The following is a 14,343-nucleotide window of genomic DNA, read 5'->3' as shown; positions in this document are numbered from 1 at the left end:
AAGCAGAAGAATTACATTTTTGATTTTTTTGAAATCACATCAACAACAAGTGCTCACACAGATTGTTTGATTAAATTGTTAAAGAGCGTGCCTTTCGGCTAGGCGGCGTATATTACGCGCCTTTCTAACATTGTCAACGTTTTAATTTAACTTAATTTCGAAGTGAACTACGAAGCGTTAATACGTTAAAAACTATTCTCAAACTCGCTGGGTAACTTGCGTTCCGTCCCGTGTCTGTGGATGCGCATTATAGGGATCTTGAAAAGGTAAGCAAGCGTTTTATTGCAATTAAATCATTATTTTTAGTATTTAAAAAAATGTGTTCAAATAACAAACAAACGCAGGCTTTTTTGCTTAAATATCACTCACACCAGCGCTTACTTGCTTGGTGTTGTATCTTCAAATGATCCATTACTCTCGCGACCATAAAGTCCTGTAGCTCTTCAATAGTTGTTGGTTGATGATAAAAACCAGGCGCTAAAGGCATAACAGTGGCTCCTAGTTCAGAAAGAGTGAGCATATTTTTCAAATGTAAGGTAGAAAAAGGTGTTTCTCTCGGCATTACAATTAACTGCCCCCTCTCTTTAAATACAACATCCGCTGCACGTTCTATTAAATTATTTGATAAACCTTGTGAAATTGAAGCAAGTGTTCCGCAACTACATGGACAAACGACCATTTTTTTAGGCGCAGACGATCCTGACGCTACAGGTGAAAACCAGTCTTTTGACGTTAATGCTGTAATTTGTCCTTGTTTACTATCAAAGCGAGTTATTAAATATTCATTCAACGCTACGATATCGACTGGCCAATCTTCATCAACTTCTGTTTTTAATACTATTTGTGCCGCTTCAGATAAAATTAAATATACTTTGACGTTTGCATTCACCATTGACTGTAATAAACGCAAAAAATACCCACTGCCTGAAGCCCCAGTTACACCTAAAGTCACGGTATCGTTATATTGCATAGTCATCTATATGTTCATCCTATAATTTATCTAATAATTTTTGGTGAATATTCGCAAAACTACCATTACTCATGATCAAGATATGATCACTAGGTTTAGCGTATTTAACTAATTGTTCCACTAAGTCATCTATATCCGTTTCTACATTCACTGCTTTGCCTTGTTCTGCAAACAACTCTTTCATAGACCATTGAATACTTTTATCTTCAAAACAATAAATACTATCTGCCAAAGCCAATGAGTTAACTAATGCTTCTTTATGTATTCCTAATTTCATTGTATTTGAACGTGGCTCTAACACAGCAATAATTCTTTCATTTCCGACCTTTGCACGTAGACCTGCTAGCGTCGTTTTTACTGCGGTAGGATGATGAGCGAAATCGTCATACACTGTAATATTGTTAACTTTGCCTTTAATTTCCATGCGACGTTTAATACTTTTAAATTCAGCCAATGCTTGAATTGATATTTCAGGAGTCACGCCAACATGCCTCGCAGCCGCAATCGCAGCTAATGCGTTATCAACATTATGGTCGCCCATTAAATTCCAGTTCACTTGACCTTGTTTATCTCCGTTTAGGTTTACTTCGAACTGCGTACCATCTTCTTTAACCTTTTGTGCAGACCAATTTTCACCTAAATACTCTACTTCACTCCAACATCCCATATGTTTGACAGACATTAACGCTTCATCTTTATTTGGGATGAAAACACGGCCAGTACTTGGAACTGTTCTCAATAAATGATGGAATTGTTTTTTAATCGCATTTAAATCTTCAAAGATATCTGCATGATCAAACTCTAAGTTATTCAGCACTAAGGTTCTTGGGTGATAATGCACAAACTTAGAACGTTTATCAAAAAAAGCACTATCGTATTCATCAGCTTCAATCACAAAAAATGGTGTTTCCCCTAAACGGGCAGATAAACCAAAATTCTCTGGCACACCACCGATGAGGAAACCCGGTTGCATATTGGCATACTCTAAAATCCAAGCGAGCATACTAGAGGTTGATGTTTTGCCATGCGTTCCTGCAACCGCTAATACCCAACGGTCTTTCAAAACATGTTCCAACAACCACTGCGGGCCTGAAATATAAGGTATTTGTTTATCTAGTACGGCTTCTACACAAGGATTTCCACGGCTCATTGCATTACCAATCACCACAAGGTCAGGTTTACAATCTAATTGGCTTGGATCAAAGCCTTGAATAAGTTCAATCCCTTGCTCTTCTAACTGTGTACTCATCGGCGGATAGACATTTTTATCTGAACCTGTGACTTTATAGCCTAAGGATTTAGCAAGAATCGCAACACCGCCCATGAACGTGCCGCAAATACCAAGAATATGAATATGCATGTAACCTCAATATTAGAAATAGGGATAATATAAGGGATGTTATCAAATATTAAACTTAAGTGGTTGTAAGAAAATTAAAAATTGGTAATAAAAAAGGCGAGCCTCATCATAAGGCTCGCCTTTCAGCATTATTTTTAAGAAAGTTTAAACTATATGTTTAACCTTCAAATGCAGCTTGTAAAAAAGGAATAATTTGTTTTTTACGGCTTACAACACCTGGCAATTCAAACATATGATCAGTTACAGTGCTGTTTAAAGCTGTTGCGACTTTGTTCGCATCTTTAGAGATGATTAATGCAGTCGTATCTAGTTTATTAATATCAGTTAATAACACTATCGTAGAATGATAGCCTTTATCTGCTTGTAGTTGTCCCATTTCTATCAGCATATCGCCTTTCTTAGAAAAAGCAGTCTCTAAAGATGTTAATTCGAGTTGTCCAATAGCTAGTTTCTCACCCGCCATTTCAAATACTTTTTGGTCACGTAAAATAAGCTCAGCGGCGGATACAGACTTAATATCTGATTTAGCTTCAAATTGAGCAGTTGCAAATGCTTGAATATCGTCAACGCCAGCAATTGCTGCTAATTCGTTTGCTGCAACCACATCCATCTCTGTACAAGTAGGACCTTGGAAGTTAACCGTATCAGATATGATCGCACCCATCATCATTTTTGCTACTGGTGCATCAGGTGTGTGATTATTAAATTTGTACATATTATAAACAATCGTAGCACTACAACCAACAGGCCAGATCCAACATTCCAGAGGAGTAGAAGTAGTGATATCGCCTAATTTATGATGATCTACAATCCCTAAGATCGTTGCTTTCTTCATATCAGCAGTACCTTGTCCCCAATCTGAATAATCTACGATAAAGATTTCTTCACCCGCGACTTCAGTACGGATTTCAGGTTGTGGTAAGCCAGATTGTTCTAATAAGAATAACGCTTCAGGGTTGGGCTCGCCTTGTAGAGCAGGGGTTGCTGTTTTGCCCATTTTATTAAATAAACTTGCAAGGCCGATAGCACTACATAAACTATCACAATCTGGGTTTTGGTGTCCTAATACAATCATCGATTTATCCAATATGTTATGAGTTAATTTATAGATAGAATACCTTATCCTGCCGGTTATTTTAAGTATAATTCTTTATCTAATTTAACGTTAATAAAGTTTTTAGTTTTCAGATTGCGTTAATTGTCTATATTTATACCTTGTCTCGAGCTCATAACCTGTCTAAAACAAGCTCTGAGCAGATCTAAAAATTAAATCGTTATTTCAAATCACTCACAACCGACCAAAGAATGTTATCTATCCAAAGCTGATTGTTTATTGGTTTTTGTTGCCCTAGATTCATCTGCTTTTTTTCAAAAGGTCAGAACGCATGGGTTAGGATCTTTAACTATTGTTAATTATCCTTCTTTCATAGAAAGTACATTAAACATTAATAACACTATTGTGAATGAAAGCAATTGGTGTGCTCACATTTGAAAAAAACACCAATTAATAGTATTAGATTGAAGCCATATTATAAGATAGTAGCTGATCGCCAGATGATTAATATTAAAACAACTAGAGTGTGTTGTAGCAAAGCCTACAAACAATAAAAAAATAGATATAAAATTCAAATACCATCAGCTAACTTAGTAGTTTTTGTGGAGCACTACGTGGTAAACAATGTCATTTAAAGTTTTGCGATTCATTTGTTAAGAAAGCTAAATGAATAAAACCGTTAGCTATAACGCGATAGGAACCAGAAGCCAGAGAGTTGAAATAATTCGTCACTCTGGCTTCTGGTATTAGGGTGCAAAGTAAATTAAATCGATTGTTTACTTATTTGACCATTAACTTGTCTCCAGATACCTTTGGAGTTGTCATCACGCAATACATCAGGTAGTAATGCTTGTGGGAAATTTTGATATGAAACAGGACGTAACCAACGATAAATTGCACCTGATCCTACCGAAGTACTATTACTCATTGTTGCTGCAGGGTAAGCTCCCCCATGTACCATGCTGTGGCATACCTCAACCCCCGTTGGCCATCCATTTAATAAGACACGCCCCACCTTATTATTCAAAATAGTGGTTAAACGTTCAGCTTGGTCAAAATCTTCTTCATTACAATGAATCGTTGCGGTTAAATGCCCTCTTAATTTTTCACTTAACTCTTGTAACTGTTCATTATCTTTACAGCTAATAATAAGTGCTTGAGGGCCAAATATTTCTTCCTCAAAATCTGGATTGTTTAACCAATCTTGAGCTGAAATTTGATACAGCTTAGCTAATACTTTGCCATCTTCAGCGCGATTGGTAACTTTAGTTATGTTGGGCTCCAACTCCCTCTTCTTACACGATGCAAGATAACTCTGTTTAATACCTTGGGTTAGAAGAGTATATGGTTGTTGCGAGGCAAGTAGCAACTGTGACTGTTTAACGAATGTGTCAAGTCCTAGCCCTTCAATTGCAAAAATCAATCCAGGCTTGGTACAAAACTGCCCTGCTCCCATTGTCATCGATAGCACAAACTGTTCTGCTAGTTGTGCTGCATTTTTCTCCAATTGATTTTTAAGTAAATAAACGGGATTAGCTGAACCAAGCTCACCATAAAACGGAATCGGCTCTGGGCGAGAAGTTGCAATATCCATCAACAGTCGTCCAACGGTGGTAGATCCAGTGAAGCCAACAGCTTTAATATTAGGGTGCCGAACTAATTCGCTTCCCAGTTCATTCGTTGTGCCTTGTAACAAAGTGAAAACGCCAGCAGGAAGATGACAAGCAGACAACGCCCTGTTGATGCACTGTTCAACAAGTTCACTAGTACCAGGGTGTGCAGGATGGCCTTTCATGATAACAGGGCAACCAGCAGCTAATGCAGAAGCTGTATCACCACCAGCAGTTGAGAAAGCTAGCGGAAAGTTGGACGCACCAAAAACAGCCACAGGCCCGATAGCAACATTATGTGAACGAATATCTGGTTTAGCTACAGGTTGACGACCTGAATCTGCCGTATCTATTACTGCTTGCTGCCAACCTTCATTCAGTAAGTTATTTGCAAACAAGTTTAGCTGACCAATTGTACGACCTAACTCACCGTTTAGACGGGCTTCTGGTAAACCCGATTCAAGTTGTGCTCTACTTACAATTACAGCTCGATTATCCTCTAGCTGCTGAGCAATCGTTTGTAAAAAAGTAGCGCGCTGTTGACTAGTTGTAGACTTATATTCTAAGAAGCAATCTTGCGCGACTTGTGCAGCATGATTGATGTTAAGCAAAGAATCTTGCTTAAAATCGCCAACCAGTTTAGTGCCATCAACAGGATTAACGGCTTGAAAAGTATCTGTAACACGGTTGTTCGCTTTATTTACATCTATGGTAGAGCTCGACATAACTATTCCTTAACTATATGAATTACTAATTATTGTATTTATTTCACTTCAAAACCAAATGCATACGGATCATCTTCATCTACCCAAATGGTATTGTGACCATACACTTTTGCCCAACCCTCGATACTTGGATTGATCCCTTGATATGAACCAACTTGAGCGGAGGACTCCACTCGGCCTTTAAACATACTTCCAATAATGCTTTCATGAATAAATTCCTCACCAACTTTTAACTTACCTTTGGCATACCACTGTGCCATTCTTGCACTGGTTCCTGTGCCACATGGAGATCTATCAATCGCGCGATCGCCATAAAATACAGCGTTACGAGCTACTGCTTCCGGCTGAGTTGGTTCACCTGTCCATAAAACGTGGCTTACACCATTAACGGTAGGGTCTTCTGGGTGAACACATTTAACTGCTTTATCAACGGCTTCACGCACTAATGGGCTAAGTTGTAGAATTTGATCAGGACTGAAATGCTCTAAGCCTTTATAGTTTTTTTGTGGATCGACAATGGCGTAGAAATTACCACCATAGGAGACATCAACGATCAGTTCTCCAAGAGTTGGAATATTTATAACTACATCGGTGTGCGCTAAATAGGAGGAGATATTGTAGATTCTGACCGACTCAACTTTGCCATTGACTTGTTGATATTCGATCCTTATTTGCCCAGCAGGTACATCAAGAATGAGTTGGCCTGGTACTTTTGGAGTAATAATGGCATTTTCTATCGCAGAAGTAACAGTACCAATAGTGCCGTGACCGCACATTGGTAAACAGCCGCTGGTTTCTATAAATAAAATAGAAGCATCAGCATTACTTGAACAAGGAGGTAGCACTATTGATCCTGACATCATAGAGTGACCTCTTGGTTCAAACATCAACGCTTGCCTTATCCAGTCAAACTCTTTTAGAAAATACTGTCTTTTCTCACTCATGTTGTTACCAATAAGTGTTGGGTAGCCCCCAGCAACTAATCTAACAGGGTTACCACATGTGTGAGCATCAATACAAAAAAATGTTCCCTTTCTCATTTTTACTTTCTCCTTTAAATCACACCTTTCAAAATGTTAAAGCAATGTTAATATATACTATCGTATATTTTATACAATTATATTTTAGGATAAATGTGATGAAAAATAATACAGAATTAGACATTATTATTATTGGCGGTGGCGTGGTCGGTTTATGTTGCGCATACCGTTTACAAAAGAGTGGTTTGAAAACTCGTATTATCGAGAGTAAAGGTATTGCAGAAGGTTGTTCAAAAGGTAATGCCGGACACTTCGCCACAGAACAAATATTCCCATTATCTTCACCTTCACTGCTACCTCAATTACCAAAAATGCTATTTGATCCTCAGAGCCCTGTATCAATTCGTTGGCGAGATATTCTACAAACCATCCCTTGGATGTTTCATTTTTTGTTCAATGCGAGGACGGAACAATTTAATAAAGGAACCTCTGCATTAATAGAGCTCAATAAATATTCACTTAATGCATGGCAAGATCTGCTTACGGAAATTGATCAACTCCATATGCTCAAAGATGAAGGTTCTATGTTGGTATTTGAAACAGAGGAAGCCTTTAAAAGTTATCGCCCTGTTCTGAACAAACTACTGCTAAACAAAGTTGATGCGATTGTTATTGACGGTAACGAAGCGCGCCGAAAAGAACCCAATTTAAGTAGTAATGTCAAACACGCGATTCTTTTTCCAAATACAGGGCACACTATTGAACCTCTTGATTTATGCCTTTTAATATCTGAGTCTTACAAAAAAATTGGAGGGGAAATAATCATTGATAAAGTTGAGGACATCTCGGCTTCAGAGTCCGGTTGTAGCATGAAAACATTACGTTTAGGGGAGATAAAATCAAACAAAGTGGTACTTGCAGCAGGAGTATGGTCTGCAAAGTTTGCCAAACAACTCACTAATATTAATCCGCCTCTACTTGCGGAACGAGGTTATCACTTAATGATACCTAAACCGCAACATTCAATATCAATGGCCATAAGCTCAGCAGAAAGAAAGTTTATTATGACACCAATGAATGGTGGATTGCGTTTAGCAGGAACCATTGAATATGCCCATGTTGACGCAGCTGAAAATCCGCACCGTTCCAATATGTTACAGCAACATGCCAACGCGCTTATCCCAAACTTATCAAAACAAAAAGGAACTGCATGGATGGGTTCCAGACCATCATTACCCGACTCATTACCGGTGATCGATTCAGTGTGTGATGGACGAGTGTTGATGGCATTTGGGCATCAACATTTAGGATTAACTCAAGCAGCTTTCACCGCCGATTTAATTTTGTCATTAGAGCAAACGCAACCGACAAAAATAGATCTTAAGCCCTATTCCATTTCACGCTTCATTTAAAAACTCGCAATTTTATATTGTATACAATATAAAATACTGCTAGGTTTGTTATGAGTTTGTTAACGGACGTTAATAAGTCGAAGGAAAAATACGCTTAAATCCTCTTATAAATAAGCGTAAATCAAACAAAATGGAGAAGCTCAATGTTAAATAGTATCAATCTAAAACCTTACATATTACTTCCTATATTTTTAGGTATCTCACTTAACGCCTACAGTGCGGATAAGTTAACCGTTGTATCTTGGGGCGGCTCATTTACCAAAAGCCAGGTAGAGGCGTACCACAAACCATATATCAAAGAGACGGGGGTTGAGATCGTTTCTGAAGATTTTAATGGCGGATTGGCTGAAATTAAAGCACAAGTAGAATCAGGCAATGTGACGTGGGATCTTGTCTCTTTAGATAAACCAGACATTGTAAGAGGTTGTGCTGAAGGGTTATTAGAGACATTTGACCCATCAATTTTACCAGCAGGTGATGACGGTACTCCGGCTAAAGATGATTTTATTGAAGGTGCAATTCATAAATGTGCCATTAACTCCATTGTTGTTTCGACTATTTTAGCCATAAATGAGAATCAATTTAAAGGTAAAGCAACGCCAACTAAGATGACCGACCTTTTTGATCTTAAAACATTCCCTGGCCGTCGTGGCTTACAAAAAATCCCACAAGGTAACATGGAGTGGGCTCTGTTAGCAGATGGTGTCTCTGCTGAAGATGTCTATGCACAGTTAGAAACACGCGAAGGTCGTGATCGTGCATTTAACAAGCTAAATACGATTAAAGAACACGTGTTTTGGTGGACTACTGGCGCTCAAGCACCGCAGATGTTAGCGGATGGTGAAGTGGTTATTTCGTCTGCATTTAATGGGCGTATTTCGAATGCTAAACGAGATGAAAACCAACCCTTTAAAATTATTTGGGATCGTCAGATGGGTTACATGAACGGTTGGGCTATTCCTAAAGGTAGTAAGAACTTAGAACGCGCAATTGAGTTTGTTGTGTTCTCTTCTAAAACTAAACCTTTGGCAAAGCAAGCCGCATATGTTTCCTATGGTCCGACGCGTAAGTCATCGACCATTAATATGGATAAAGCGCTGTTAGACACACTTCCGACTGCACCACAAAACTTTGAAACGGCTTTCTTAGTAAATGATGAATGGTGGGGTGATTACGCCGATGAATTGAACGAAGAGTTTAATACTTGGTTAGCTAAGTAATAAAAATAAATTGGTGCGGCTTAGTTCATTTTGAATTACCGCACCTATTTTTTTAGACAATATTTTATATCAAAAAAGGGGTTAACATGAAAGTTAACTGGAAAGACGTATACCCTGCTGTTAGTACACAGTTTAATGCAGACCAATCACTGAACATTAAAGCAAATCAACAGGTGATTGATAATCAAATAAATGATGGTATTGATGGGATTATCTGCCTAGATACTGAGGGTGAAAATTGCTCATTATCACCAGAAGAAAAAAGATTAATTTTAACGGCAACTCAAGAAGTCGTGGCAATTTTTGGTCTTGCATCGCAAGGCCTATACGCTGAAGCATTACAGCTATATCGTTGGTTCCTTCCACTATTGAAACTGGACACGATTCCTACTTTGGTTCAATGCATCAAGTTAGCAGAGCATCTCTGCGGTCGGGGTTCTGAAGTATTTAGCGCCCCTCGTTTGCCATTAGAAGGTGCTGAACGTGAGCTATTATCCAATTAGTTGAAAAATCTATAGCAACACGCCCTGATCTTAATATGTACCGCTAACACTTGGGTGCTATCTGAATGAAATGAGTAAGGCTAAAGGCTACACATTTTATTTTAATAATTTGGAGACAGTAATGAATAGTCAATATGTTAGTTTTAAGAAAGTTCAAAAGACTTATGATGGTGAACAACTGGTAGTAAAAAACTTTAATCTTGATATCGCTGAGGGAGAGTTTGTCACAATGCTTGGGCCGTCAGGTTCAGGTAAAACAACCTGCTTAATGATGTTAGCTGGTTTTGAAACTGCCACTAATGGTGATATCTATATTGACCAAGTAGCAGTAAATAATTTAGCCCCCCATAAACGAGATATAGGCATGGTGTTTCAAAATTATGCACTGTTTCCACATATGACTATTGCAGAAAATTTAGCATTTCCTCTGAAGGCACGAAAAATGCCGACTGATATGATTGAGAAAAAAGTAAAGAATATTTTAGATATGGTCGAGTTAGGCCATGTTGCAACCCGTCGACCAGGCCAACTTTCTGGCGGACAACAACAACGCATTGCGCTTGCTCGAGCCTTAGTGTTTGAACCAAAATTAGTACTAATGGATGAACCCTTAGGGGCGTTAGACAAACAACTTCGTGAACAGATGCAATATGAAATTAAGCGTCTTCATCAAAAACTGGGTATTACCATATTATATGTCACTCACGATCAGACGGAAGCACTTACGATGTCTGACAGAATTGCAGTTTTTAATGAAGGTGTCGTTCAGCAACTAGCAAGCCCAACCGATCTATATGAAAACCCAGAAAATACCTTTGTAGCACAATTTATTGGTGAAAATAATCAGCTACAAGGATCTGTTGAGGAATTTAACAGTGATCATTGTGTCATTAATATTGGCAAAGAGAAAGTCAAAGCAAGAGCTGTAAAAGTCACTAATATTGGAGAGAATAGCACATTATCTATAAGACCCGAAAATGTGGTATTAGACCCAGAGATTGGAAAATTCGATAATATATTCCAAGCAAAAACCCAAGAAGTTATCTACCACGGAGACCATTTAAGGTTGGTTGTAGAGCTGCTAGGCAATCGTAATTTTGTGGTAAAAGTTCCAAGCACTTCAAGCCATAATTTAATGATTGGCGAAACAATTTCACTCGGGTGGTCAAGTCATGACTGTCACGCATTGAATGCTGTAGCAAGTTAATTTGATTTACCTAATTCAACAGGAAGCAAGGAGATAAGTATGCATCTGGAGCTGACGAGTTTGCCCTCTGTAGTGGATATGCAAGATCCGTTAAATGAAGATCAAGCCAAACTAAAACAAAACTTACAAAAAGCCGAGCGCAAAAAACGTTTACGTTCTTTAATGTTAACCCTACCATTGCTCGCATTTATTATGATCACTTTTGTAGTGCCGATTGCAGAAATGTTATATCGCAGTATCGATAATCCATTGATTGCAAAAAACCTGCCTAATACGGTGAAATCACTTTCTCAGTGGGAGCAACAAGGCCTTCCTGACAAAGAGGCTTATAATGCACTGGCGGAGGAGCTTATTCGGTTATACCAAAGCAAGTCTTTACCACCATTAGCAAGTCGCTTAAATATTGAAGTCGCAGGGATGCGTAGCTTGATGATGAAAACAGGTAGGAAACTGAGTACTTTTGAGCAAATTAATGACTACAAAACGGCGATGATAAAAATAGATAAACGCTGGAATAATATCGAATATTGGGGTGCTATTAAAAATTTAAGCTCTAAATTTACTATTAGTTACTACTTGGCTGCATTAGATTTTCGTCAAAATGCGCAAGGAGATATTGTTGCTCAACCAGAACACAGACAAGTGTATCTAAACCTTTTTGTGAAAACATTGGGGTTATCAGCACTAATTACAGGTTTATGCTTATTACTAGGTTATCCTTTGGCATATTTGCTAGCAACATTACCAGATAGTAAATCTAACTTATTGCTAATTTTAGTTCTTCTACCCTTTTGGACCTCACTTCTTGTAAGAACAACATCCTGGATTGTTTTGTTACAAATGCAAGGTGTTGTAAATGATCTACTACTTTATGTCGGAGTGATTTCAGAGCGAATACAGTTGGTTCATAATACGTTTGGCACGGTTGTCGCGATGGTACATATACTATTGCCCTTCATGATTTTACCTATTTATAGTGTGATGAAAGGCATCTCACCAGATTATTTCCGTGCCGCTCGTTCACTCGGCGCAACCCCAACCATCGCCTTTATCAAAGCTTACATGCCACTGACTATGTCGGGTGTAGGGGCTGGTGTTTTGTTAACGTTTATCTTGTCTATTGGTTTTTATATTACACCTGCATTAGTTGGTGGTAGAAGTGGGCAGATGATTTCTAATTTCATTGCTTATCATATGCAAAGCTCTCTGAACTGGGGAATGGCCTCGGCTTTAGGTGGGATATTACTATTGACGGTATTAATTATGTTTTATTTGTTTAATCGAATTGTTGGTATCAATAATATTAAGGTGGGTAATTAAGATGGCATTACCAAAATATTGTACTCCGATGGAGAGAGTCGGCTTTGTTGGCTTTAAGGTCTACTGCACTGCCGTACTCTTTTTTCTAGTGGCTCCAATTATAATTATTGTGCCACTCTCATTTAATGCAACACCCTATTTTTCGTTTACTGAAGGTATGCTAACCCTTGATCCTTCGGCCTATTCGTTAAGATGGTATCAAGATATGATTGATAACCCACAATGGTTTAATGCACTGAAAAATAGTGCTTATATTGCGATAGCGGCCACGATTATTTCAACTATATTAGGCACCATTGCAGCGCTAGGTCTGGCCAACAGAAAAATGCCATTTCGTAATGCAGTTATGGCATTATTGATATCTCCAATGATTGTTCCAGTGATTATATCTGCAGCGGGAATGTATTTTTTCTATACACGCTTTGGTTTATCGCAAACGTACCTTGGTATTATCTTGGCACATGCGGCTTTAGGAACTCCGTTTGTGGTGATCACGGTGACCGCAACATTATCCGGTTTTGATCATAGTTTGGTTAGGGCAGGCGCTAGTCTAGGTGCGACACCTGTATATACATTTTTTAACGTAACCCTTCCCCTGATAAGACCCGGTGTTATTTCTGGAGGGCTTTTTGCCTTTGGCACTTCATTTGATGAAGTGGTGGTAGCACTCTTCATTACAGGTGCTGAGCAAAGGACCGTACCTCGACAGATGTGGTCTGGTATACGCGAACAGATCAGCCCTACTATTTTAGCCGTTGCAAGCATTTTGATTCTGATGTCAGTGATGTTACTGCTCACCTTAGAGTTATTAAGACGTCGCAATGCAAAACTAAGAGGCTTGAGCTAATAGAGATTTATTGAGGCTGCATGAGAAACTCATGCAGCTTTAAGATAATAATGCTCTCAGACACTATCTTATCTTTAAGTATTAATGAGTTATCGTCATTAATAATAGAATAATGTTAAGCATGGAAGCCATATTTATCAGGTTAAAAAACTTACAATCATTAGCTCTGTCAGAGTAGAATATTAATATTAACCACAATATGGCCAATATTAATATTTTATAAGATTATTTTTTGTTTGACTCATTTTGTTCAATGAGTAAATTTCTAATCGCGTGGCCAGCTTCAATAATGTGCTTTCTTAATAATGCTTTTGCGCCTTCAACATCACGTTGCTGACATAGCTCAAACAACCCATTATGTTCACTTTCCGCTTTTTTAACACCGGTAGTAAAAAGTAACTGCATACGAATATAGCGATCACTTTTAGTATTTAAGCTGTAGACAATATCCATCGATTCAGGAAGATTAGCTGGTCCATAAAGGGCTTTGTGAAAGTCGTAATTATAAATACTCCACTCTTCTATATTTGTCCCACTTTCAACTGCTTGTTCGAAGTTTAATTTTACTGTTTTTATATGTTCTAAATCGGCATCTGTCATATTAACAATGGCACGCTCTAGTACGTAACATTCAATAAGTGCTCTTAATGCAAATAACTCATCAATTTTTTCTGGAGAGAGCTCTGTAACAGTTGCTCCTTTGTGAGATTCAAATTGAACTAACCCCTGCACCTCAAGTTGCATTAACGCTTCTCTTACCGGTATTCTACTTACATTTAATTCTTTTGCTAAAGCATCTTGTCTTAGTGGCTGTCCCGCTTTATAAACTCCAGAGAGAATTTTATTGCGAATGGATTCTTCGACGATTTGGGTTCGAGTTTTGAAAACTTGTTCTTGCTTTGATGCCATAAAACAGCTCCTTTTATTTTTATATTATATGCAATTCATTATCTATCCATAATAGTAATTGTAAAGCATTTATAAGAGAAACATTAAAACGCATAGCTAGTAAATATTTTTCTTTCTTTTAAAGACTTACTCAATGAGATAATGCCAGTCGGCTAAGTACTAGCCGGTGTAAAACTTTTAAGCTAGCATTTATAGCTTCGCAGTGGGTCCAATCGTGAATTTGGCT

Annotated in this window: 12 protein-coding genes; 6 read left to right on the top strand and 6 right to left on the bottom strand. The window is 38.1% G+C overall.

All coding sequences use genetic code 11. The features are described 5' to 3' along the window. Positions 1-361: 361 nt before the first annotated feature. The 5 genes from H5084_RS05740 to H5084_RS05720 form a co-directional block, all read right to left on the bottom strand. Entirely contained in the window at positions 362-976 is a 615-nt protein-coding gene (locus H5084_RS05740) for a flavin prenyltransferase UbiX (protein WP_310735735.1), read from the bottom strand. Between the two features lie 13 nt (positions 977-989). Continuing rightward, positions 990-2,330, bottom strand: a complete 1,341-nt coding sequence (mpl, locus tag H5084_RS05735; RefSeq protein ID WP_182689837.1) for a UDP-N-acetylmuramate:L-alanyl-gamma-D-glutamyl-meso-diaminopimelate ligase — start codon at positions 2,328-2,330, stop codon at positions 990-992. Between the two features lie 157 nt (positions 2,331-2,487). Continuing rightward, positions 2,488-3,405, bottom strand: a complete 918-nt coding sequence (locus H5084_RS05730) for a manganese-dependent inorganic pyrophosphatase (RefSeq protein ID WP_182689836.1) — start codon at positions 3,403-3,405, stop codon at positions 2,488-2,490. 742 nt (positions 3,406-4,147) lie between these two features. Beyond that, positions 4,148-5,719, bottom strand: coding sequence for an aldehyde dehydrogenase (NADP(+)) (locus H5084_RS05725; protein WP_182689835.1), 1,572 nt, complete (start codon positions 5,717-5,719; stop codon positions 4,148-4,150). A gap of 38 nt (positions 5,720-5,757) precedes the next feature. Continuing rightward, entirely contained in the window at positions 5,758-6,759 is a 1,002-nt protein-coding gene (locus H5084_RS05720; RefSeq protein ID WP_182689834.1) for a 4-hydroxyproline epimerase, read from the bottom strand. 98 nt (positions 6,760-6,857) lie between these two features. Between H5084_RS05720 and H5084_RS05715 the strand changes: the two genes are divergently transcribed. The 6 genes from H5084_RS05715 to H5084_RS05690 all read left to right on the top strand — a co-directional run bounded on the left by H5084_RS05715 (position 6,858) and on the right by H5084_RS05690 (position 13,208). After that, entirely contained in the window at positions 6,858-8,111 is a 1,254-nt protein-coding gene (locus tag H5084_RS05715) for an FAD-binding oxidoreductase (RefSeq protein WP_182689833.1), read from the top strand. Between the two features lie 143 nt (positions 8,112-8,254). After that, positions 8,255-9,331 (top strand): ABC transporter substrate-binding protein, encoded by a 1,077-nt coding sequence (locus tag H5084_RS05710; protein ID WP_182689832.1) that lies wholly within the window; start codon positions 8,255-8,257, stop codon positions 9,329-9,331. A gap of 86 nt (positions 9,332-9,417) precedes the next feature. After that, positions 9,418-9,834 (top strand): dihydrodipicolinate synthase family protein, encoded by a 417-nt coding sequence (locus H5084_RS05705; protein ID WP_028868085.1) that lies wholly within the window; start codon positions 9,418-9,420, stop codon positions 9,832-9,834. A 121-nt stretch (positions 9,835-9,955) separates the two neighbouring features. Then, entirely contained in the window at positions 9,956-11,041 is a 1,086-nt protein-coding gene (locus H5084_RS05700) for an ABC transporter ATP-binding protein (protein WP_028868086.1), read from the top strand. Between the two features lie 39 nt (positions 11,042-11,080). After that, a complete protein-coding gene (locus tag H5084_RS05695) occupies positions 11,081-12,361 on the top strand; it encodes an ABC transporter permease (RefSeq protein WP_028868087.1) in 1,281 nt (426 codons plus the stop codon). Position 12,362: 1 nt separating this feature from the next. Further along, complete coding sequence (locus tag H5084_RS05690; protein WP_028868088.1) at positions 12,363-13,208, top strand: ABC transporter permease; 846 nt, start codon at positions 12,363-12,365, stop codon at positions 13,206-13,208. A 225-nt stretch (positions 13,209-13,433) separates the two neighbouring features. On the opposite strand, the gene H5084_RS05685 is transcribed toward H5084_RS05690, so the two are convergent. Next, positions 13,434-14,117, bottom strand: coding sequence for a GntR family transcriptional regulator (locus H5084_RS05685; protein ID WP_028868089.1), 684 nt, complete (start codon positions 14,115-14,117; stop codon positions 13,434-13,436). Positions 14,118-14,343: the final 226 nt, after the last annotated feature.

It is taken from the genome of Psychromonas sp. SR45-3 (genome assembly GCF_014163575.1).
GTDB lineage: Bacteria > Pseudomonadota > Gammaproteobacteria > Enterobacterales > Psychromonadaceae > Psychromonas > Psychromonas arctica.
Note: the sequence above shows the minus strand (reverse complement) of the source record. Positions and strands in the feature narration are given on the sequence as shown.